The sequence below is a fragment of the Prevotella sp. RM4 genome (assembly GCF_000701965.1).
GTDB classification, from domain to species: Bacteria; Bacteroidota; Bacteroidia; order Bacteroidales; family Bacteroidaceae; genus Prevotella; species Prevotella ruminicola.
Genome location: NZ_JNKG01000008.1, coordinates 506,499 through 528,241, shown reverse-complemented (window position 1 = coordinate 528,241; position 21,743 = coordinate 506,499). Strand labels below are relative to the sequence as shown.

Sequence of the window (21,743 nt, the reverse complement as noted above, 5' to 3'; positions counted from 1 at the left end):
TTTTTAATGCCTTTACTCTATGTTTGTAGTGATGATGACTTTGTTTGCCATTGTGCTCGTGGGATACGGGGCAGGCAAATTGGGATATTTGGGAGGCGACTTTGACAGACAGCTGTCGAGGTTGGTAATTAATATGACCTGTCCGGCGCTGATTCTGTCGTCGGCTATGACAGGCGAACTGCCTGACCGTGAGTATATTCTACCGTTATTACTCATCAGCGTGATTACCTATGCGGTGCTTACAGGTATCGCCTTTCTGTTGCCACGCTACCTTACCAAGAAGAAAGACGACGAAGGCGCTATCGGTTTTGCTCTGATGTTTGGTAACGTGGGCTTTATGGGCTACCCTGTGGTGGCATCGATATTCGGACACGAGGCCGTTTTCTATGCTGCTGTGCTGAATGTTGTAAATACATTTGCAGTGTTTACTGTAGGAACTATCCTGATAACAGGTAAAAATGAAGTAGAGGAAAGCCGTTTTGAAAAGAAGGTGCTCTACTCTACCCCGATGTTGGCCTGCTACCTGACCATGCTGATAGTAGCATTGCGCATCGATAATATCCCCGAAGCCATCAGCGCACCACTCACCATGATTGGTAACATCACCGTACCTGCCGCGCTGCTGATTATCGGTTCATCGATGTCGAACCTCCCCATCAAATCGCTGTTAGGTAACACAAGCGTTTATGCTACCACACTTTTCCGACTGGCCATACTGCCCATCGGCATCTACTATCTGTGCACGCTTTTAGGCTTCTCGCAGTTTGTAGTAAACATCAATACGGTAGTAATTGCCATGCCTGTGGCTACTTACGGTACTATTCTGTGCTTAAAATACGGCAAAGATACCACGATGATAACCGAGGTAACATTTATTACCACCCTCATCTCCATGGTGTCGATCCCATTATTGGTTTTATTCTTTCTATAAGCAGATAGCAACAAACAATCAACACATAGATAAGCACAACCTGAAGGATGGTTGGATGCAAGTTACCGATACTGGCGCCCGGAAAGGTGGCGATGGTATTCAACGACGCATTCAACCCATTCACTATATATAATAATAGGTACGCGAGGGGCGGAAACAACAGAACGGCTATCGACAGACATAGAATAATGAATGCCGCAGGCACCACCAGGAAGTTGGTAAGCAGAAAACAGGTAGAGAACTGTCCGAAGTAATAGGCGATTAATGGTGCCACACCCAACTGAGCCGCAATAGAGACAGCCACCATGCCCCAAACCTTTGCCACCCAGGGGGGCTCCATATAATACTGGTCGGAAAACACGCTGGTAAACAAGGGCACAAACAGCAGGATAGCCCATACGGCCATAAACGACATCTGAAATCCCACATCAAACAGCCAGGCAGGATTCCACAGCAACATCAAAAAAGCTGTAAAAGCCAGAACGTTGACCGACATCTTATTACGACGCCCAATCGACAAAACGCCATAGATGGTAAGCATGACGGCCGAGCGTACAGCACTAACAGGCATACCAACCAGCAGCACAAACGCCCATACCACCAGGATCATCAACAACTGCGACAAAGCCGGCCACCGTCTTCGTGGCAGGAACAACGACAACAGCATATAGATAATACCAAGGTGCAGACCACTGAGAGCCAACACATGCGAGGCACCGCTGACAGAATATGCACTTTTCACATCTCGAGTCAAAGCCGACTTATCGCCTAACGACATGGCTGCCACCACCGCATAAGCATCGCCATCAAGCCCACTATCATTAAAACGCTGCAACAACTGTTCGCGTTGCTCGAGGAAGAAACTCCTGGAACGGTCGAAACGCGACTCTGTGGATGCTTGATCGGATGTTTGCTGATGATACTGCATCACACACATTCCTAACAACAGGCAACATACCACGATAGCTACCGACTGCGCATGGGCAAACTTATAAAGCAGCAAAGCCACAACCACCATACCAGCCAGCACAGGTAATATGGTGATAGGAAGCGACACGTAGTGAGCGATGATAATGCCAAGGATCATACTCACCGTTACAGCCGCTACGGGACATTTATCGAATAATCGACTTTGCATACCAAGGTACAAAAGTACAACTATTTTTGGGAATATAAGAATTATTTCGTAACTTTGTCGCCGTAATCAAAGAATAAAGAAAGAATGGAAATGGTAAATATCCCCATCTGGGCGTGGATTTTATTCTACATACTGGTATTCATTATGTTGCTGATCGACCTGAAATCGTTCGGAAAGAAAGGTCAACATGAAGTGAGTGTATCCGAAGCTCTGAAGATGACAGCAGTATGGATTGGTGTATCGCTTGTTTTCTGCGGTGGCATCTATCTGTTATATCCTGTTGACTCTCATGAGAAAGCAATGGAGTTCTTGGCAGGTTATCTGATTGAGAAATCCTTATCGATGGATAATCTGTTTGTATTCCTGATGCTTTTCTCGTTCTTCGGCGTACAGCGAAAATACCAGCACGAGGTATTGTTCTGGGGTATCTTTGGTGCTTTAGTACTGCGCAGTATCTTTATTTTTGCAGGTACAGCAATGATTGCCCAGTTTGAATGGATATTAGGATTGTTTGGATTATTCCTGATTTATACGGGCATCAAGATGTTCGGACATAACGACGAGCAGGTCGACCCTTCGAACAATTTCTTCGTAAAGATATTCAAGAAATTCTTCCCTGTGACCGACCAGATGCACGAGGGAAAATTCTTTATCGTCGAGAACGGTAAGCGATTAGCAACTCCATTGTTTATTGCCTTATTGGTAATCGAGACAACCGATGTGGCCTTTGCCGTCGATTCTATCCCCGCCGTATTCTCAGTAAGCCGCGATCCGTTTATCGTGCTTACATCAAACATTTTTGCCATTCTGGGTCTGCGTGCCCTATACTTTGCGCTGGCAGCAGTAGCCAAATACTTCACCTATCTTAAATATGGCTTAGGTATCATCCTGAGCTTTGTAGGCGTAAAGATGCTATTAGCCATGAACGAGTACGTGAACGCATTCGGCGAGATGATAGGATTAAATATCGACATGCCACACATCGAAGTACCCACCACACTTTCGTTGGCCATCATCTTCGGTGTTTTGGTATTATCGATGCTACTATCCGTATGTGTATCAAAAGCAAAAACCAAATAAAATATGGAAAACAAAAACTATCTTTACGACGCCGTAGCCTTGCTGAAGGAGTTGATTGCCATTCCTTCGGTTAGTAGAGACGAGACGAGAGCTGCCGATAAGCTGGCCGATTTCCTGAACATGTGGAATCTGCCATTCGGTCGCGAGGGTAACAACCTCTGGGTGGGCTGTCCTGATTGGGACAACAATCGACCTACCGTGATGCTCAACGCCCATATCGACACCGTAAAACCCGTTAGCTCGTGGACACGCGATCCATTTTCACCAGATCAGGAATACGACGTGATATATGGTCTGGGCTCAAACGACTGTGGCGGCGGACTAGTTTCGCTGTTACAAGCCTATCGCATCATGCTGTATCGTCCTCGCAACTATAATCTGTTGTGGGTAGCCTCGGCCGAGGAAGAGATATCGGGACAGAACGGACTGAGTCGCGTGCTGCCTTTGTTGCCCAAGATTGACGTAGCCATTGTGGGTGAGCCTACAGGCATGCAACCCGCCATTGCAGAAAAAGGACTGATGGTAATTGATGGTTATGCTCACGGCAAATCGGGCCATGCTGCCCGTAACGAAGGCATAAATGCTATCTACGAAGCACTCGACGATCTGGTTTGGCTTCGCGATTATAAATTCCGCAAGGTAAGTCCGCTCTTAGGCCCCACAAAGATGACGGTGACCGTAGTTGAAGGCGGTACCCAGCATAACGTAGTGCCTGATACACTGCATTTTGTTATTGATGTACGCACCAACGAGTTCTATCAGAACGAATATCTGTTTAACTTCCTGTGCAAGAAGATGACCAAGTGCGAGTTGCGCGCCCGTTCATTCCGCCTGCACTCATCGGCCATCTCGCCCGAACATCCGCTCATTAAGAGATGTATCGACAGAGGCATGCAGCCCTTCGGTTCGCCCACACTGAGCGATCAGGCGCTGATGCCATTCCCATCATTTAAGCTGGGTCCAGGCGAATCAAGTCGCTCGCACTCTGCCAATGAGTTCATAAAGATTTCGGAGATGGAACATGCCATCGATACCTATATAGGATTGTTGGACGGATTGATACTATAAGTGCCTATCTGGCCGTGTGGCCAGAATTGACACTCAGCGTGTCGACCCTATCGCGCCAACCAGCCCTCAGGGTTCAGTTTAGCGCTTCCTTTGCGCAACTGAAACTGCATCAAACCCTCAGCACCCACACGACCAAGTGTCTGTCGGGTGCTTACTTTTTGTCCTCGACTCACGTTAACCGAAGCCAAGTCGCAATAAACCGACAGGTAGCTACCATGACGCACGATGACTACTGTGGTGCCAGCATAGCTGAATACAGCACTCACCTCGCCATCGAACACACAACGAACTGCAGCACCAGGCTGACCCTTGATATCGATACCTTTCTTATCGAGTGTTACATGTCCCTTCACATCTGTTACGTGGTTGGTACCAAAGTGGTTCACAATACGATAGCCGCCAGCAATAGGCATAGGCAATCTACCGCGATTGCTCTCAAAGTTACCACTCAGCATACGGTCTTCGGACGAAACAGTATAAACTGCAGCCTCTGATTTACGCGCCTCGGCCACCTCTTTCTCATGCGCTTTGGCATCGGCAGCCGCCTTACGCTCGGCAGCCAGTCGGGCACGTTCTGCCTCAGCAGCAGCGCGCTCGGCAGCCGCCTTCTCTTCGGCATTCTTACGGGCAGCCGCACGGGCTTCGGCTTTGGCTTTCTCCTCACGAGCCTTAGCCTCAGCAATACGTCGTTCGTTCTCCTTACGAGCCGCTTCGGCTGCAGCCTGTTTGCGGGCCAGTTCCTCAGCCTTACGTTTAGCCTCTGCCTCAGCAGCCTTACGCTTAGCTTCAGCCTCAGCGCGAGCTTTGGCACGCGCTATCTCTTGGGCAATCAAACGGTCGATCTGAGCATTCAACTCGGCATCGCGCTTTTTCTGTTTTTCGATGATGCCCTGAATGGTTTTCTGCTGTTTCTGCAGAGATGACACCATCTTCTGCTGCTCTTCCTGTTTGCCTTCGAGCGAACGGCGCTCCCGTTCGCCTCTCACCAACAAGTCGCTCTTCTGTCGCTTGGTGTCGGTGAGTTCGCTATGCGCCTCAGTCACCTGATCCTTCATCGACTTCACCGCTTCGGCCTGATTCTGCTGATAGGCCGCATATTCGCGCACAAAACGCAGTCTTCGATACATCTGCGACAGGTTCTTAGCGCTGAACACAAACATCAATCTGCTCTGCAGGTTGCGGTTGCGATGCATGTACTTCATCGACTTGATGAAGCGCTGCTTGCGCTCTTCGAGTTCTTTGTTCAGTGTGACCATCTGCACCTCCAACGTGTGGATATTACCATCCAAACGATTGATATCATGACGAATGGTATCAATCGACTTACGTTTATCGGCAATCTCGTTGTTGATAATCAGCAGGTTCTGCAAACGATTCTTCACATCGCGCTCGTTGGCTTTCAACTTGCGCTGCTGCTCCTCAATCTGCTTGCGCACCCTCTGCTGCTCGGTCTTCAAACTGTTAACCGTTACCGGCTGCTTGGATGCAGAACTCTTGGTAGTTGTCTTCTTACCTGTAGATTTCTTGCTGCCCGACTTCTTAGTTGTGGTAGCCGTACGTTTTTGCACAGACTTTTTTTTCGCCTGCTGTGCAATAGCAGGCGAAGAAAACGTGATGAGTGCCATCAGCACCATCGCGATATATCGCATACGTAACACTCTATTCATCATAGAGCCATGAAGCGGCGGAGTATCTCGTCAACTGTTACCTCGCGATACTTGTTAGAAACTTCGGTTCGTGCATCCCATTCGGTATCATTACCCAGATAATTCAGGGTCATACCCAACTTCACTTCCTTATCAGGAGTGGTAAGTGTAATGAGATGCTTCTTGGGGAACATCTTACGTCCAAACACATCGTATTCGGAATAGTCCCAGTTAAGCTGGGTGTTACCATTAAAGCGGTCCTTATACAGGATGTTAGCCATACGAATCAGTGCGGTATTCTTGCTGGCCAACCAACTGTAGTCCATCTTTCCCTCTTCGAGATTGATAATCATATCGTCGCCACTCTCAATGGTGGTAAACTTGCCTTCGCCCTCCTTGTCATTCTTTGCAAGCACAACTGCCTCGCTACCCTGATTGGGCTTGAAAAGCTCGTTCCAGAACAATGCCTGAATAGCCGAGAAGTTCAAACCGCTATTACGCAGGAAATCTACCTGGCGGTAAGGAGCCTTCAGGTACTGCTTATTGATACGGTCCATAATCAGCACGTAATCCTTGGTGAATTCAAGACGTCCGGCCTCAACAAATCCAAAGGCCATCAGCTGCAAACGGATTACATCGTTACGACGCATTTTCAGATTACCCGTCAGCGTAATCTTCTGCGGACCAACCTCAACCGAGAACTTCACCTTCGAGGTAATGAACTTATTGGTTTGCTGGTTATCACGCACCTGACTCACAAAGTCGGTAGTCTGACGCTGTTCAATGATTGGCTTCACCTCTTTCGATTTCTTGAATATACCACATGAACTAAACATCAATGGCAATGCCAATACGGCAATTCTTACGATACTTTTCAGTTTCATTATTGATTTGCTTTTTGTTTTATTTTTTCTGCATGTTCCTGAATCACAGAGTTGTCGATCGACTCATCCAGATTCTGTAACGCCTGGTCGATATATATCTTGGCCTCAGAGTAGCGGCCCAGCATATACAGAATCCAAGCGTAGGTATCTAAGTAGGTAGCATTCTTAGGCTCAGCCTTCACGGTTTTAAAGCTCATCTGCTCGGCCTTAGCCAACTGCTCACCACTTTCGCTTAAGAAGTAGGCATAGTTATTTAAACAGCCCATATTATCATCTTTCCATTGCAAGCAACTATCATAAGCCTCATAGGCCTCTTTCATCAAGCCCTTCTGATGCAGGATGTCGCCCATCACCGCATAGAAATCGGATACGATAGCAGGATCGCTGTCCTCCTTAATCACGCCGATACCATTCTTAAAGGTAGAAAGGGCGGCATCAAGACTGTCGCGACGATAGTAGGCGATACCTTGATAGTAATAAAAGGCCATCTCGTCGGGATTATACTGTCGGGCATCCTGACAGAGTGCAATCACGCGCTCCATATCATCAGCCTCCCAGGCATAACCAATCAGCTGCAAACGGGCCGACGAGTTATCGGGCGCCAGTTGCAAAGCCTTCGTCAGCACCGTAGCGATGGTATCCTTCGGCATCTTCTTCACGTTCATATACGAGGCACAGAGAATAGCCATGTGCTCATCGGTCTGAGGCTGTTTCAGAATCTTGTCGAACAGCTGCAGCACACGGGTACTATCGCCGCCCGCATTCTCGCTGGCCGAAATCTCCTGTCGCAACAGCAGAATCTTCTCGTCGATGGTGGCATTGCGATTCAGCAGCACACGTTCAGTCAGCGAGTCGGCTATCTCGCGATGGCCTAAAGCCTGATGATAGGTACGCAGCGACATCAGCACACGGTTGTTATCAGGTTCATCCTTCAGAATCTTGTCGTACACCTTCAGTGCCTTTTTCAGCTGTCCGTTCATCATCAGCGTCTCACCATACAAAGCCTGATAATTACCATCGTTGGGGAATTTCTCAGCCAAAGCCTTTATCTCGGCAATGGCCGCTTTTTTGTTTCCCTGACGGGTATATATCTCGCTCTTGGCTACCGACAGACGTTCGCTTTTGCCATCGATGGCTTCGATACGGTTCAGCACCTCTACGGCCGAATCGAAATCGCCCACCTGCTGATACAGTTGGAACAGCATCTCCAGCAAATCCTCACGCTCTTTGTCGCGCTCATAGATCTTCTCCACTACAGGGATGGCAGCTTCGTAATCCTGCTGACGGATGTACGCCTGTGCCAATGTTTCCATATAGGTAGCGTTATCCGGATCGAGTGCAGCCGCCTTCTGGATATAAGCCAGACTTTTCTCGCCATCCTTCAGAGCGTTATAGTACTGTGCCAAAAAGTAGTACGCCTCGGGGGCATCGGGATTAATCTCCAGACAATGACGCAGCAAATCAAAGGCTGCATCGTTGTTTCCCTTCTGGCGCTGCATCATGGCTTCAAGAAAGAACTGGTCGTACTCACGCTGTCCGTAACCAGTGGTTACAGAAAGCAGTAACAATAACGACAGTCCGATTTTCTTCATTCGCATCATGATTCTACTTCACGCCAGTATGACCATAACCACCTTCGCCACGTTCGGTCTCATCCAGAACCTCTACCGATACGAACTCACCCTGCTCGTGACGCGCAATCACCATCTGGGCAATACGCTCACCATCCTCAACAACAAAGTCCTCGTTCGACAGGTTGATAAGAACCACACCTATCTCGCCACGATAGTCGGCATCGATAGTACCTGGGGTGTTCAGTACGGTGATACCCTTCTTTAATGCCAAACCGCTACGAGGACGTACCTGTGCCTCATAACCTACAGGCAGAGCGATATGCAAGCCTGTTGGGATGAGTCGGCGCTCCAGCGGTTTCAGGGTGATGGGTTCATCTATATTAGCTCTCAGATCCATACCGGCACTCTGCGCAGTAGCATACTGCGGCAAGGGCTGGTGACCTTTGTTTACAACTTTAATTTTCAGCATCTTTTAAAATAATATTTTAATCCACGTGCAAAGGTAGTGCTTTTAGCTTAGAAATCACCCTTTCGGCGACTAATTTTTTTATTTTTTCGTTAATTTCTGCGAAATATGCCGCTACTGCGCGTATTTTTCGTACCTTTGCACCCTGATTATGATGAATTGGCAACAACTGATATCGAACAAGCGTCTCGGTCAGGAGCATCGTCATCCTGAGCGCCACGACGACCGAACAGAGTTCAAGCGCGATTACGACCGTTTGATTTTCTCTGCTCCTTTCCGTCGTTTGCAGAACAAAACCCAGGTATTTCCACTCCCGGGAAGTATCTTTGTGCACAACCGTCTGACCCACTCACTCGAGGTGGCCAGCGTGGGTATGTCGCTTGGAAACGATGTGGCTGCCCAACTTACCAAGAAGCATCCAGAGCTGAAGGACCAGCTGTTTCAGGAGATTGGTCAGATTGTAGCCACCGCCTGCTTGGCACACGATTTAGGCAACCCGCCCTTTGGTCATAGCGGCGAGAAAGCCATCCAGTCGTTCTTTACCGAAGGTGCCGGTTACGACCTGCAGCGCCAGGTAAGTGCCAACTTCTGGAACGACCTTACCCACTTTGAGGGTAACGCCAATGCGTTCCGTTTGCTAACGCATCAGTTCAAAGGTCGCCGTCCGGGAGGATTTGTCATGACTTATTCTACGCTTGCCAGCATTGTTAAGTATCCATTCTCATCGAGTGCTGCCGGCAAGAAAGGCAAGTTCGGATTCTTTGATTCCGAAAAGACATATTACCGTCGCATTGCCGACGAATTAGGCATCCCCTGTAAATCAGAAGTGGGCGAGCCCTTGCGTTACGCCCGTCATCCGCTGGTGTATCTTGTTGAGGCAGCCGACGATATCTGCTACGAGATTATGGACCTTGAGGATGCCCACAAACTTAAAATTATTTCGCACGCCGACACCATGCAGTTGCTGTTGGGATTCTTCGACGAGGAGACCCAGGCCCGTATCCAGAACCGCATTGTTGAGGAAGGTGTAAACGATAATAACGAAAAGATTGTATATCTGCGAGCCTGCGTGATTGGCAAACTCGAGAATGAGTGTGTACGCGTGTTTGTTGAGCACGAGGACGAGATATTGAGCGGCGTTTTCCAAGGCAGTTTGATTGATCATATCAGCGACCTGCCGCAGAATGCCTATAAGCGTTGTTGCGAGCTCTCGGTTCAGCACATCTACAAGAGTCGTCCCGTACTCGATGTAGAGCTGTCGGGTTATCAGATTATCCAGACGCTGATGGAGAAGTTTATCAATGCCGCTGTTCATCCCGAGCGTTTTTACTCTAAGCACCTGATCAGTCGTGTGTCGAGTCAGTATGATATTGATGCGCCCGACCTTGAAACGCGTATCATGGCGATTATCGATTATATCAGCGGTATGACCGATGTGTATGCACTTGATGTGTTCCAGAAGATTAACGGCATATCGCTACCTATTATTTAACCTGTTTATACTTTGCATGATGAAGAAGTTATATATTGAAACGTATGGCTGCCAGATGAATGTGGCCGATTCTGAAGTTGTTGCATCGGTGATGCAGATGGCTGGTTACGAAACCACCGAGACCATCGACGAGGCCGATGCTGTATTCCTGAACACCTGCTCTGTTAGAGATAACGCCGAGCAGAAGATTTATCACCGTTTGGAAGCGCTGGATGCTGAGCGTCGCCGCCGACTGAAGAGCAATCCCGAAGCTCCCAAAATGATTCTTGGTGTACTTGGTTGTATGGCTGAGAGAGCTCAGCGCGATTTGCTTGATAATCATTTTGCCGACCTGGTGGCAGGTCCCGACGCTTATCTGTCGCTGCCCGACCTGATTGCTCAGGCCGAACTGGGACACAAAGCCATGAATACCGAACTCTCTACCAGCGAGACTTATAAGGATGTGGTACCACAGCGTATCGGCATCGGACATAAGATTGGCGGTTTTGTAAGTATTATGCGTGGTTGCAACAATTTCTGCCACTACTGCATTGTGCCTTACACCCGTGGACGTGAGCGCAGTCGCGATGTAGAGAGCATCCTGCGTGAGGTTCGCGACCTGCGCGATAAGGGATTTAAGGAGGTAACCCTGTTGGGACAGAACGTAAACTCGTATAAGTTCGAGGATACCGACTTCCCCACCCTGTTAAGAAAGGTAGCCGAAGAGGTGCCCACCATGCGTGTTCGCTTCACCACTTCGCACCCTAAGGATATGAGCGATGAAACCCTGAAGGTAATAGCCGAAGTGCCCAACGTTTGCAAGCACATCCACCTGCCTGTACAGAGTGGTAGCGATCGTATCTTGAAGTTGATGAACCGCAAATACACCCGCGAGTGGTACATGGATCGCGTACATGCCATCCGTCGTATCATCCCCGATTGCGGTCTTTCTACCGATATCTTTGTAGGTTATCACTCCGAGACAGAGGAAGACCACCAGCTGTCGCTCGACCTGATGCGCGAGGTGGGTTACGATTCTGCCTTTATGTTCAAATACTCCGAACGCCCAGGCACTTACGCTTCGAAGCACCTGCCCGACGATGTGCCCGAGGAGGAGAAGATTCGTCGACTGAACGAGCTGATTGCCCTTCAGACCGAGATGAGTGCCATCCAGAACAAGAAGGACGAGGGCAAGGAGTTCGACGTGCTGGTTGAGGGCTTCTCAAAGCGCAGTCGTGAGCAGCTTTGCGGTCGTACCGAACAGAACAAGATGGTAGTCTTCGACAAGGGTACTCACCATATCGGCGAAACCGTTCGCGTAAGAATCACTGGTAGCACCAGCGCCACGCTTCTGGGCGAAGCAATCGTCAAATAGTAAATCGTCAAATAGATAAATGAAAGAGTTCCTGAACGTACTGAGGCGGTTTGTACCTCCTTACAAAAAATATCTGGTGGCATCGGTAGTGTTCAATATCCTATCGGTTATCTTGAATGTCTTCTCGTTTGCAGCCCTGATACCTATCTTACAGATTATCTTCAAGACAGGCGACGGCGACACAGCAACCGCACTGATGGCATGGGATTGGGCAAATGCGCAGGAGGTGTTGATGAACAACATGAACTACTACGTTAACAGCCTCATTGCCGATCTTGGTCCTACCACCACCCTGCTCATCATCGGCCTCTTCCTGGCCTTTATGACTTTCCTGAAGACGGGTGCTTACTTCCTGTCGTCGGCCACCATCGTGCCAATCCGCACAGGTGTGGTTCGCGACATCCGCAACCAGTTGTACCAGAAGATAAACACCCTGCCATTAGGTTTCTTCAGCGAGGAGCGCAAGGGCGACATCATCGCCCGTATGAGCGGCGATGTACAGGAGATTGAGAACTCTATCATGTCGAGTCTCGAGATGCTGTTCAAGAACCCCATCCTGATTGTAGGCTATTTCACCATGCTGCTGTTTATCTCATGGCAGCTCACCGTGTTCACCCTGGTTATCGTACCCATCATGGGTTGGTTTATGGGTTGGGTTGGTCGAAAGCTCAAAGCCCAGTCGGTCAAGGCTCAGGCGCTTTGGAGCGATACCATGAGTCAGGTCGAGGAAACCTTAGGTGGTTTGCGCATCATCAAGGCCTTCTGCGCCGAAGATAAGATGAACAAGCGTTTCGACACCATCAACTCGGCCTATCGCAACGACATCATGCGTGTTAACATCCGCCAGTCGTCGGCCCATCCTATGTCGGAGTTCCTGGGCACCGTGATGATTGTGATTGTGTTGTGGTTCGGTGGTGTATTGGTACTCAACAACCACACACTCTCTGGTCCTATCTTTATTTATTATATGGTGATGCTCTACTCGATTATCAACCCATTGAAGGATTTCTCGAAAGCCGGATATAACATCCCCAAGGGACTGGCTTCGATGGAACGTGTTGATAAGATCCTGATGGCCGAGAACACCATTAAGGAGCCAGCAGCCCCCAAGCATATCGCTAACTTCGAGCACCAGATAGAGTTCCGCCACGTATCGTTCAAATACGGCGAGCAGTGGGTATTGAAGGATATCAACCTGGTAATCCCCAAGGGCAAGACCATCGCTTTGGTAGGTCAGAGTGGTAGCGGAAAATCTACGATGGTAGATCTCATTCCCCGTTACTATGATGTTCAGGAAGGCGAGGTGCTCATCGATGGCATCAACGTGAAGGAGTTGGGTATTCACGATCTGCGCCAGCTGATTGGTAATGTAAACCAGGAGGCTATTCTCTTTAACGATTCGTTCCGCAATAACATCTCGTTCGGTGTGGATAACGCTACCCAGCAGCAGATTGAGGAAGCAGCCAAGATTGCCAACGCCTACGATTTCATCATGGCATCCGAGAACGGTTTCGATACCAACATCGGCGATCGCGGTGGCCGCTTGTCTGGTGGTCAGCGCCAGCGTGTCAGCATCGCTCGTGCCATTCTGAAGAATCCACCTATCCTGATTCTCGACGAGGCCACCTCGGCCCTCGATACCGAGAGCGAGCGCCTGGTGCAGGATGCCTTAGAGCGCCTGATGAAGACCCGCACTACCGTTGCCATCGCACACCGTTTAAGCACCATTAAGAACGCCGACGAGATTTGCGTACTGCACGAGGGTAAGATAGTAGAACGTGGCACCCACGATGAACTGTTGAATATCGACGGTTATTACAAGAAGTTACATGAAATGCAGAGTTAGTTATCTGATAAAGACGTACCTCTGGACGGTTCTTGTGTTCGTCTTGGCCAAGTTGGCATTTATGCTTTTCTGCCGAGAGGGACACGAGTTCGTGTTTATCGATATGTGGCAGGTGGTACAGCACGGACTGTCGCTCGACTTATCAACAGCCCTTTATTTCTTTATTGTACCTTTTCTCGCCACCATCGTCAGCATGTGGTACACAGGCCAATGGCTGTTCCGCATCCTGAAAGGGTATTACGCCCTGATAGCCATCGCCTTTGCTTTGGCTTTTGTGGCCGACACCAGTCTTTATCCCTTCTGGGCATTCAAGCTCGATGCCTCGTGCCTGCAGTATCTCGAAACACCCAACGAGGCTACAGCCAGCGTCTCTATCGTCTATCTCATCTGGCGATTCGTAGCATTAGTAGTTACGGCAGTAGTTATCTATAAGGGTTATGCTAACGCCTTATGCAGTCTGAAAGGCACCAGCCCACTGAAGAGTTCACTCAAAACAGCAGTCATCAGCCTGGTTACTTTCCTGGTCATGGCACCATTGATAGTTATCGGTATTCGTGGTGGCTTAGACGAATCAACCACCAATATCGGTCAGGTGTACTATTCACAGAATCAGTTCCTCAACCACTCGGCAGTTAATCCCGTTTTCAGTTTCCTGGCTTCGTTAGAGAAAACAGGCGAGGTAGAGAGCTACAACTACATGAGCGACGAGGACTGCCAACAGATTATCAACAAGCTGTATAACACCGAGAGTGTGAATAGTGATACGCTGTTGAACACCCCAACCCCTAACATCATTGTGATACTAATGGAGAGTCTCGGCGGTGAGTTTACCGAACTCAGCGGTCGCCAGGATATCACACCCAACCTCAACAAATTGGCTACCGAAGGTGTTTACTTTACCAACTGCTATGCCAACTCATGGCGCACCGATCGCGGCACCCTGTGTACCTATAGCGGCTACCCCTCGTTCCCCAACACGTCGGTAATGAAGTTGCCCGCCAAATCGCGCACCCTGCCTTGTATCGCCCGTTCGCTACGCGACGAGAAGCAGTACAACACCCACTATCTGTATGGTGGCGACATCAATTTTACCAACATGCGCAGCTATCTGATTAGCGGCGGGTTCGACCAGCTTACCTGGAAGGCCGACTATACAACAGCCGAACAGAAATCAGCCGAATGGGGTGTACGCGATGATATCACCTTCGGCACCCTGTATGATATGGCCACCACCCTCCCATCGCCTTATCTCATTGGCTACTCTTCGCTGAGCAGTCATGAGCCTTGGGATGTGCCCATCAAGCATTTCGACGACGAGATTCTGAATGCTTTCTATTATCTCGACCAATGTATTGGCGATTTCGTAACCAAACTGCGCCGCACAGAGGCCTGGAAGAATACGCTGATTGTGCTGCTGCCCGATCACGGCATCAACTACAAAGCGTACGACGAGCAGCATCCGCTACGCAATCGCATCCCGATGATTTGGGTTGGCGGCGCCGTAAAAGCACCTCGCCGTATCGATACCATCTGCAACCAGACCGACCTGCCCGCTACGCTGTTAGCCCAGTTAGGTCTGTCGCATAGCGATTACACGTTTAGTCGCGATGTGCTCAGCAGCACCTATACCCACCCCGTAGCCATGCATACCTTTACCGAAGGTTATTCGATGGTAGATAGTACGGGATTGACGGTATTCGACCTGTACAGTCAGCGTGTTACCACAGGTAAGGGCGATATCACTATTGCCCAAGCCATTCTGCAAGCCGCTACAAAAGATTTAAATCAACGATGAAACATCTTCTCAGCAAGCCCTACGCCCCTATCGTGGCCGTTATCTGGAACATCCTGTTAGTCTATGTGGTTTACCAGATAGCCCGATTGGCATATTTCTTCGAAAACGCCCAACTGCTCCATTATAACAGTGATGTATTCTGTGGCGGACTCTTGTTCGATACCTCAGCAATTGTTTATACCAATGCGCTTTATGTGGTGCTGATGATAGCCGCTGGGGCATTTACGCTGAAAGGTCAGAAAGCCCTTAAGTGGCTATATCTCATCATCAACGGTCTTGCTTTAGCCATCAACCTAGGCGATGCGGTTTATTTCCAATACACCATGCGCCGCACCACTACAACGGTGTTCGGCGAGTTCTCGAACGAGGGCAACTTAGGTAGCATTTTTGGCACCGAGTTCATCAACCACTGGTATCTGGTACTGCTGTTTGCTGTAGTGATGATAGCTCTCTACAAGCTGTATGCCCAGCCCCGACGCAAGCATGCAGCCAACTTAGCCAGCTTGCTGCTTATCGCACCTCTGAGTATTGCCGGCATGCGTGGCGGTTTTACCACAGCCGTTCGCCCCATCACCGTATCAAATGCCAACCAGTACGCCCAGCATCCTACCGATGCCGCCTTGGTGCTCAACACCCCCTTCTCGCTCATCCGCACCATTGGCAAAAGCGTATTCACTGTGCCCAACTATTATCAGAGCGAGACTGAGTTAGAAGCTATCTACACCCCACAGCATAAAGCCCAGACCGATACATTGGTAAAAAAGAACGTTGTTGTTCTGATTATCGAGAGTTTCGGTCGCGAGTATATCGGTGCACTCAACCGCGATTTAGAGGGCGGAAAGTACAAGGGCTACACCCCCTGTGTCGATTCACTCATTGCCCACAGCACCACCTTCCGCTACAGTTTCTGTAACGGCCGAAAGAGTATCGACGGCATGCCCAGCATCCTCTCCAGCATCCCTATGTTTGTTGAGCCGTTCTTCCTCACCCCAGCCTCGATGAACGACTATACCGGCCTGGCAGGCATCTTGGGTAACGAGGGATACCAGACAGCTTTCTTCCATGGGGCCCAGAATGGTTCGATGGGCTTCGAGGCCTTTGCCAAGAAGACGGGCTTCCAGCGTTATTACGGTCGTACCGAATACGAGGCTGCTCGTGGCACTAACGATTTCGATGGTACCTGGGCCATCTGGGACGAGCCCTTCTTCCAGTATTATGCTGAGGAGATGAGCAAGATGCAGCAACCGTTTATGACAGCTATCTTCTCAGCTTCCAGTCACCATCCGTTCGCCATCCCCGAGCAGTATAAGGCACAGTTCCCCGAGGAGCATCTGCCCATCCAGAAGTGCATCCGCTATACCGACATGGCCCTTGGCAAGTTCTTTGCCACCGCCCGTAAGCAGCCTTGGTTTGATAACACCATCTTTGTGCTTACCAGCGACCATACCAACCAGAGCGACCACGCAGAATATCAGAGCGATCTGGGTGGATTCTGTTCGCCCATCATCATCTACGATCCTTCGCAGCCTGTAGGCCGAATGGAAGAGAAGATTGCCCAGCAGATAGATATCATGCCCACCATCTTAGGTATGTTAGGCTACTCTAAGCCCTATATGGCCTTTGGTATCGACGTGCTCAGCACGCCCGCCAACGATACGTGGGCGGTTAACTACCTCAACGGCATTTATCAGTACGTAAAATATGGTTATGTGCTTCAGTTCGACGGCAAACAAACCAAGGGTGTTTACCAGTTAACCGACCGTCTGATGCAGCACAACCTGAAGGGCAAGGTACCTCAGCAGGCGCAGATGGAACGCGAGCTGAAAGCCATCATACAACAATATATGATGCGCATGACCAAAAACAAGTTGCTTTAGAACTTATACCAAGGTTTCTTGGGAGGCGCGGGCTTATTGTCGGGATGATCCTTGGCTATAACCTTACCATCGATCACCTCGAAACGCTCGTTAAACTCAGCACGTGTACGCTTCCAGCGGTCGTGACTCCACAACCAGAACTCAGGCGCACGCTTGATGCTCTTCTCCAACAAATCAAAGTACATATCTGTGAGTTCGTAATCCTTCAGCTGCTGTGGCTCGCGGGTCATAGGAATCACTTCGGCCTCATAGTAGCCACGCTTTACACGACGCACATCCATGAAGAACACCGCATAATTCATCTTCTTGGCAATACGCTCAGTACCAGTGAGCACGGGTGTATCGTGATGCAGGAAATCTATCCAGTGGTGGATATTCACCCAATGGGGCTTCTGATCCGAGATAAATCCGATAACAATAGGCTGCTTAGCCCTGCGGTACTCCACCATTCTTCGCAGCGTATCCTGCATGGGGATACAAACGGCTCCCATACGCTGGCGCGAGCGCAGGAACAAGCGGTCGAAATCCTTATTCTCGATAGGATGATAAATCTGTCCTAATTGCGCATCCGACTTCATCCAGAGTGGCAACGATGTTATCCACTCCCAGTTGCACAGATGCCCCAGATACACGGCGCACGACTGCCCCGAATTGATAGCCTCATCAATCTGCTCTACCCCCTTAAACACCATACGGCGCTTCAGGTTCTCGGGTGTCATCGTCATCAGTTTCACACTCTCCACGATGTAATCACAGAAAAAGTGGTAGAATCCGCGTTCTATCCTGTATCTCTCGTCATCGGTTTTCTCGGGGAACGACTCTTTGATGTTTCTTCTTATTACCTTCTTACGATAGCCCAATACGCCATACAGCAACCAGAACAGCAGGTCGCTGATGAAGTAATGTACACGTAATGGCAGTAATGAGAACACATACCAAACGGCTAAAACAATATAGTAGAGTACCTTCATGGATGCAAAATTATATAATTATTTGCAATCTCACAAGCGTTTTGATTGAAATATGCAGTTTTTTGCGTACCTTTGCCACGAAAATTTAAACAATTAACAATAGTTTATATGGCAAGTTACGATATCCGTCCCCTTCAACTCCACATCCTGAAGATTCTTCAGGCCGTCGATAAAGTATGTCAGGAACACAACCTGCGCTATTATCTCTGGGCAGGCACCATGCTGGGTGCAGTGCGCCACAAGGGCTTTATTCCCTGGGATGATGATATGGATATCGCCATGCCCCGTAAGGATTACGACACACTGATGGCGCATGCCCACGAGTGGCTGCCCAAGCCATTCGAAGCCGTTTGTGCCGAGACCGATCCCAACTACCCAGGTCCCTTCGGTAAAATCCAGGATGCCAGCACCACGCTGATTGAGCGCGAGCATATCAACTATATCGGTGGTTTGTATATCGATGTGTTCCCCTTGGATGGTGTTTGTGCCAACAAGCTGTTGCAGCGCCTTAACTTTGCGCGCTACGAGTTCTGGAAGCGTGTTATCTACTACATCCACCGCGATCCGTTCAAGCACGGTAAGGATCTCAGTGCCGTAGTGCCTTTGCTGTGCCAGAAGCTGTTTACCAACCACTATGTGCAGCAGAAGATGCGCCGCATTATGATGCACTACGATTACGACAAGTGCGATTTGATAGCCGATTACGATGATGGCAAGAACGGCATCATCAACAAGGCGGTATTAGGTCAGCCCACTCCCATCAAGTTCGAGGATATCACGTTTATGGGCGTTGAGCATTTCGATACCTACCTGGCTACCAAATACGGCGATTATATGACCATCCCTAAGCACGACGAACAGCGACAGCACGATTTTCATTATCTCGACTATCAGCTGCCCTATCGCCAGTACGATGATCAGCGTGCCAATATGAAGGGTTAATCCTCCCAGATATTCTTGATTTTCACATCACGGAATATCGTCAGGGCTTTCTTCAGCTTACTTCTTGTCAGGTCTTTCTTCAGGGCGGCACTGGTGTCGTTCTGGCTGTCCCAGCGTTCACCGCGCTGCAGCACATCGCGCATAAACGATGCCGATGTGATGCCCCATTTTCTCAGGAACTGGGTGCTACCATCGTTCTTCACAATGCGATGGGTTGAGCGTGCCTCAAAATGGTACACACGACTTTTATCAATGCCTTTGAAGATTCTTACACCCGCCTTCCACAGCTTGGCCGAGAAGTCGGGATCGCTATACATGCCAGGCGAATATTCAATCGAGTAGCCGCCCACCAAGTCCCAGATATCCTTATGCACCACGTTTGGTGGCCATGTAGCGCCTTTCCAATCGTAGTGTGGCAGGTTCTTATATTCGTTCAGCAGTCTCTGTTCGTCAAAGGTCTCTACGGTCTGTCCAAAGTCGGCTGGTGCAATCACGCTCTTACAGAAGAATGGGCGTGGCTGAATCAGGGTAGATGACAGGAAGAACATCTTATGTCCGATACGCTCTATCTCCTCGTACAGGTTCTTATCCCAGTCGGGCAACACATACATATCGTCGTTCATAAACAGTATGTAGTCGGTAGTGGCCAATGGGCGCAAACCGTTCAGTGCAAAGCACACACCGATGTTCTCGGGCGAGTGCGTATATTTCAGTCCCTCGGCCTTTACCCACTCCAGCGTGCCGTCGCTACCATCGTTCACATGAATCAGAATCTCGTGCGGATACGTCGAGTTTTTGCGGATGCTATCCACACAAATCTTCAGGAACTTCAGGTTGTTCCATGTAGGAATCAATATCGAGAACAGAGGTTTATCCATATTAATACAATTCTTTTGGTAATGCAGCCGAAGCTTTTTCCAAGTCCTCGGGGGTGTCGAGCTCGTAACTGAACAGGTCGGTGGTATCTACCACTTCAAACGTATGTCCCTGCGGAATCAGCCGCTCAAAGGCGCGCTCGTAGAAGATATCTATCAGGTTCTCATCTAATATCATCTTGCGCAGTTCCTGATAGATGGCCTCGGTATAGGCGGGTGTCATCTTCTCGATACCCACACTCTCGCCAATGGCGTCGGCAGGACTGCAAGTCTTGCTTATCTCGGTAATACGTCCGGCCTCGTCAACCACAATCTTCATCTCTTCCTCGCCCAGCTCGTGCTGCTGCATGGCTAAGGCGGGGGTGGTTTTACGGGCCACACGGCGCACAGCCTCAGGATCGCACAGTATGTCGCTATCCATCAGCAGCACCTCTTGTCCGTGCAGTTTCTGCATGGCCAGCCACAACGAGAAAATGTTGTTGTTATGCTCAAAATCGACGTTGTCGATATAATTGATAATTGACAATTGATAATTGACAGTTAGGAATTCCCTTATCATCTCTGCACGATAGCCTGTTACTACCACAAACTCCTTCACGCCGGCGCTTATCATCGCGTCAACCGTACGCTGCAACAGCGTTTTACCACCAACCTCCAGCAGGCATTTGGGTTTCTCGTCTGTAAGCGGGCGCAGTCTCTTGGCCATTCCCGCCGCCAATATCACACCAATCATAATGTTCAATGGTCAATGTTCAATGTTCAATTACTTTAAGTATGGTGTCCACTACAACCTGTGTCTGCTCCTTGCGACCCAAGGTAATACGCACACACTCCTCCAGGCCCTTATCGCTCATAAACTTAATCTTGTAGTTCTGGTCGGCCAGCGCCTTCTGCAGGGCCTCCTTAATCTCTACAGGATATTTTATCAGGATAAAGTTGGCCACACTCTTATACACCTTAAAGCCAGGCTTGTCGCCCAGTGCTTTCTTGTACAGCTGTCGGCCCCACTCCATATCGTCGGCCACCTGGCGGTAGTGCTCATCGCTATCGAGCGCAGCCAATGCCACAGCCTCCGAGAAGCGGTTGTAACCCAAGTACTTGTTGATATAGCTTACAAAATGATCGTGTCCGGCACCGATAAAGCCAAAGCCACAACGCAGTCCGGGCAGTCCGTAGAACTTACTCAGCGTACGCGATATAATCAGGTTGCGGTATTTGTTTACCAGTGGTGCTATATAGTCGGTATCGCTGGTAATAAAGCTGGCATAAGCCTCATCTATCAGCACCATTGTATCGCTGGGGATGTTCTCCATGATACGTCCGATCTCCTCGGGTGTCAAGCAGTTACCCGTGGGGTTGTTAGGCGATGCCAACAGCAGCATACGGGGATGAATGCGGTTGGTATATTCTATCACCTCATCCACATCATAGGCAAAGGTATCCTCCTGCTCGTGCAGGGGGTACATCTCAAAGGTACCGTAGCACTCAGCAGCCACCTTGTTGTAGTACCACCATGAGTATTCGGGTATCAGTATTTTCTTGTTGTCGCCTTTCATCAGGTAGTAGTGAATGGCATTCTTCAGAATATCCTCACCACCATAAGCCAGCAGTACCTGCTCTTCGGGTACGCCGTATATCTCGCTCAGCTTTACCGATACAACGCTCTTCTTGCCCTGATCGTAAATGCGGGTATAAAAACACAATGTCTTTGGGTCAAAATTGCGGATAGCTTCTACCACCTTCTCACTGGGTTCGAAATTAAACTCATTTCTATCCAGAAAATTCATTTCCTTCTCCATATTTA

At 49.3% G+C, this 21,743-nt stretch carries 18 protein-coding genes; 9 read left to right on the top strand and 9 right to left on the bottom strand.

Annotated features, from left to right (window positions below; genetic code table 11):
• Positions 1 to 31: 31 nt before the first annotated feature.
• Positions 32 to 931 (top strand): AEC family transporter, encoded by a 900-nt coding sequence (locus T499_RS0108050; RefSeq protein ID WP_232221077.1) that lies wholly within the window; start codon positions 32 to 34, stop codon positions 929 to 931.
• Here the strand turns inward: T499_RS0108050 and T499_RS0108045 are convergent.
• The gene (locus T499_RS0108045; protein ID WP_052173557.1) at positions 885 to 2,069 is read right to left on the bottom strand and encodes a ComEC/Rec2 family competence protein; all 1,185 of its coding nucleotides are present in this window, start codon (positions 2,067 to 2,069) and stop codon (positions 885 to 887) included. The genes T499_RS0108050 and T499_RS0108045 overlap by 47 nt on opposite strands.
• Positions 2,070 to 2,153: 84 nt before the next feature.
• Between T499_RS0108045 and T499_RS0108040 the strand changes: the two genes are divergently transcribed.
• Together T499_RS0108040 and T499_RS0108035 are read left to right on the top strand one after the other, a co-directional pair.
• Positions 2,154 to 3,149, top strand: a complete 996-nt coding sequence (locus tag T499_RS0108040; RefSeq protein ID WP_033150503.1) for a TerC family protein — start codon at positions 2,154 to 2,156, stop codon at positions 3,147 to 3,149.
• 3 nt (positions 3,150 to 3,152) lie between these two features.
• The gene (locus tag T499_RS0108035; RefSeq protein ID WP_033150502.1) at positions 3,153 to 4,217 is read left to right on the top strand and encodes a M20 family metallo-hydrolase; all 1,065 of its coding nucleotides are present in this window, start codon (positions 3,153 to 3,155) and stop codon (positions 4,215 to 4,217) included.
• Positions 4,218 to 4,264: 47 nt separating this feature from the next.
• Here the strand turns inward: T499_RS0108035 and T499_RS0108030 are convergent, their stop codons facing one another.
• From T499_RS0108030 to dut, 4 genes are read right to left on the bottom strand one after another with little or no spacing between them, the layout of a single operon-like run.
• A complete protein-coding gene (locus T499_RS0108030) occupies positions 4,265 to 5,866 on the bottom strand; it encodes a murein hydrolase activator EnvC family protein (protein WP_033150501.1) in 1,602 nt (533 codons plus the stop codon).
• 17 nt (positions 5,867 to 5,883) lie between these two features.
• A complete protein-coding gene (locus T499_RS0108025) occupies positions 5,884 to 6,747 on the bottom strand; it encodes a lipoprotein insertase outer membrane protein LolB1 (RefSeq protein ID WP_081358267.1) in 864 nt (287 codons plus the stop codon).
• On the bottom strand, positions 6,747 to 8,339 hold the full coding sequence (locus tag T499_RS0108020) for a tetratricopeptide repeat protein (RefSeq protein ID WP_232221076.1): 1,593 nt from the start codon (positions 8,337 to 8,339) through the stop codon (positions 6,747 to 6,749). The genes T499_RS0108025 and T499_RS0108020 overlap by 1 nt, the downstream gene beginning before the upstream one ends.
• A 13-nt stretch (positions 8,340 to 8,352) precedes the next feature.
• Complete coding sequence (gene dut, locus T499_RS0108015; protein WP_013063840.1) at positions 8,353 to 8,790, bottom strand: dUTP diphosphatase; 438 nt, start codon at positions 8,788 to 8,790, stop codon at positions 8,353 to 8,355.
• A 151-nt stretch (positions 8,791 to 8,941) separates the two neighbouring features.
• Between dut and dgt the strand changes: the two genes are divergently transcribed.
• Genes dgt through T499_RS0107990 form a run of 5 tightly spaced genes read left to right on the top strand, consistent with a single transcriptional unit; the run spans position 8,942 to position 17,151 of the window.
• Entirely contained in the window at positions 8,942 to 10,279 is a 1,338-nt protein-coding gene (dgt, locus tag T499_RS0108010) for a dGTP triphosphohydrolase (protein WP_033150573.1), read from the top strand.
• Between the two features lie 19 nt (positions 10,280 to 10,298).
• Positions 10,299 to 11,633: a tRNA (N6-isopentenyl adenosine(37)-C2)-methylthiotransferase MiaB gene (gene miaB / locus T499_RS0108005; protein WP_033150499.1), complete on the top strand. Its 1,335-nt coding sequence runs from the start codon at positions 10,299 to 10,301 to the stop codon at positions 11,631 to 11,633.
• A 19-nt stretch (positions 11,634 to 11,652) separates the two neighbouring features.
• Positions 11,653 to 13,479: an ABC transporter ATP-binding protein gene (locus T499_RS0108000; protein ID WP_013064344.1), complete on the top strand. Its 1,827-nt coding sequence runs from the start codon at positions 11,653 to 11,655 to the stop codon at positions 13,477 to 13,479.
• Positions 13,463 to 15,274, top strand: a complete 1,812-nt coding sequence (locus T499_RS0107995; RefSeq protein ID WP_033150498.1) for an LTA synthase family protein — start codon at positions 13,463 to 13,465, stop codon at positions 15,272 to 15,274. Before T499_RS0108000 ends, T499_RS0107995 begins: the two co-directional genes overlap by 17 nt.
• Positions 15,271 to 17,151, top strand: coding sequence for an LTA synthase family protein (locus tag T499_RS0107990; protein ID WP_033150497.1), 1,881 nt, complete (start codon positions 15,271 to 15,273; stop codon positions 17,149 to 17,151). The genes T499_RS0107995 and T499_RS0107990 overlap by 4 nt, the downstream gene beginning before the upstream one ends.
• On the opposite strand, the gene T499_RS0107985 is transcribed toward T499_RS0107990, so the two are convergent.
• On the bottom strand, positions 17,148 to 18,122 hold the full coding sequence (locus T499_RS0107985) for a lysophospholipid acyltransferase family protein (protein ID WP_013065734.1): 975 nt from the start codon (positions 18,120 to 18,122) through the stop codon (positions 17,148 to 17,150). The genes T499_RS0107990 and T499_RS0107985 overlap by 4 nt on opposite strands.
• 108 nt (positions 18,123 to 18,230) lie before the next feature.
• On the opposite strand from T499_RS0107985, the gene T499_RS0107980 reads away from it, so the two are divergent.
• Positions 18,231 to 19,064, top strand: coding sequence for a LicD family protein (locus tag T499_RS0107980; RefSeq protein ID WP_013063417.1), 834 nt, complete (start codon positions 18,231 to 18,233; stop codon positions 19,062 to 19,064).
• Here the strand turns inward: T499_RS0107980 and T499_RS0107975 are convergent.
• The 3 genes from T499_RS0107975 to T499_RS0107965 are packed head-to-tail and all read right to left on the bottom strand — an operon-like array spanning position 19,061 to position 21,738.
• Complete coding sequence (locus tag T499_RS0107975; RefSeq protein ID WP_013064231.1) at positions 19,061 to 19,942, bottom strand: glycosyltransferase family 2 protein; 882 nt, start codon at positions 19,940 to 19,942, stop codon at positions 19,061 to 19,063. The two genes, T499_RS0107980 and T499_RS0107975, sit on opposite strands and share 4 nt — an antisense overlap.
• A gap of 1 nt (position 19,943) precedes the next feature.
• Positions 19,944 to 20,672 (bottom strand): phosphocholine cytidylyltransferase family protein, encoded by a 729-nt coding sequence (locus T499_RS0107970; RefSeq protein WP_033150496.1) that lies wholly within the window; start codon positions 20,670 to 20,672, stop codon positions 19,944 to 19,946.
• A 19-nt stretch (positions 20,673 to 20,691) separates the two neighbouring features.
• Positions 20,692 to 21,738, bottom strand: coding sequence for a pyridoxal phosphate-dependent aminotransferase (locus T499_RS0107965; protein ID WP_033150495.1), 1,047 nt, complete (start codon positions 21,736 to 21,738; stop codon positions 20,692 to 20,694).
• Positions 21,739 to 21,743: the final 5 nt, after the last annotated feature.

Bases quoted from the DNA above. Each gene is read 5' to 3' on its own strand.
- T499_RS0107990 (WP_033150497.1), top strand. From the start codon at position 15,271: ATGAAACATCTTCTCAGCAAGCCCTACGCCCCTATCGTGGCCGTTATC.
- T499_RS0108020 (WP_232221076.1), bottom strand. From the start codon at position 8,339: ATGAAGAAAATCGGACTGTCGTTATTGTTACTGCTTTCTGTAACCACT.
- T499_RS0108050 (WP_232221077.1), top strand. From the start codon at position 32: ATGATGACTTTGTTTGCCATTGTGCTCGTGGGATACGGGGCAGGCAAA.
- T499_RS0108045 (WP_052173557.1), bottom strand. From the start codon at position 2,069: ATGCAAAGTCGATTATTCGATAAATGTCCCGTAGCGGCTGTAACGGTG.
- dgt (WP_033150573.1), top strand. From the start codon at position 8,942: ATGAATTGGCAACAACTGATATCGAACAAGCGTCTCGGTCAGGAGCAT.
- T499_RS0107965 (WP_033150495.1), bottom strand. From the start codon at position 21,738: ATGGAGAAGGAAATGAATTTTCTGGATAGAAATGAGTTTAATTTCGAA.
- T499_RS0107985 (WP_013065734.1), bottom strand. From the start codon at position 18,122: ATGAAGGTACTCTACTATATTGTTTTAGCCGTTTGGTATGTGTTCTCA.
- T499_RS0108025 (WP_081358267.1), bottom strand. From the start codon at position 6,747: ATGAAACTGAAAAGTATCGTAAGAATTGCCGTATTGGCATTGCCATTG.
- T499_RS0107975 (WP_013064231.1), bottom strand. From the start codon at position 19,942: ATGGATAAACCTCTGTTCTCGATATTGATTCCTACATGGAACAACCTG.
- dut (WP_013063840.1), bottom strand. From the start codon at position 8,790: ATGCTGAAAATTAAAGTTGTAAACAAAGGTCACCAGCCCTTGCCGCAG.
- T499_RS0108000 (WP_013064344.1), top strand. From the start codon at position 11,653: ATGAAAGAGTTCCTGAACGTACTGAGGCGGTTTGTACCTCCTTACAAA.
- T499_RS0107980 (WP_013063417.1), top strand. From the start codon at position 18,231: ATGGCAAGTTACGATATCCGTCCCCTTCAACTCCACATCCTGAAGATT.
- T499_RS0108040 (WP_033150503.1), top strand. From the start codon at position 2,154: ATGGAAATGGTAAATATCCCCATCTGGGCGTGGATTTTATTCTACATA.
- T499_RS0108035 (WP_033150502.1), top strand. From the start codon at position 3,153: ATGGAAAACAAAAACTATCTTTACGACGCCGTAGCCTTGCTGAAGGAG.
- miaB (WP_033150499.1), top strand. From the start codon at position 10,299: ATGAAGAAGTTATATATTGAAACGTATGGCTGCCAGATGAATGTGGCC.
- T499_RS0108030 (WP_033150501.1), bottom strand. From the start codon at position 5,866: ATGCGATATATCGCGATGGTGCTGATGGCACTCATCACGTTTTCTTCG.
- T499_RS0107970 (WP_033150496.1), bottom strand. From the start codon at position 20,672: ATGATTGGTGTGATATTGGCGGCGGGAATGGCCAAGAGACTGCGCCCG.
- T499_RS0107995 (WP_033150498.1), top strand. From the start codon at position 13,463: ATGAAATGCAGAGTTAGTTATCTGATAAAGACGTACCTCTGGACGGTT.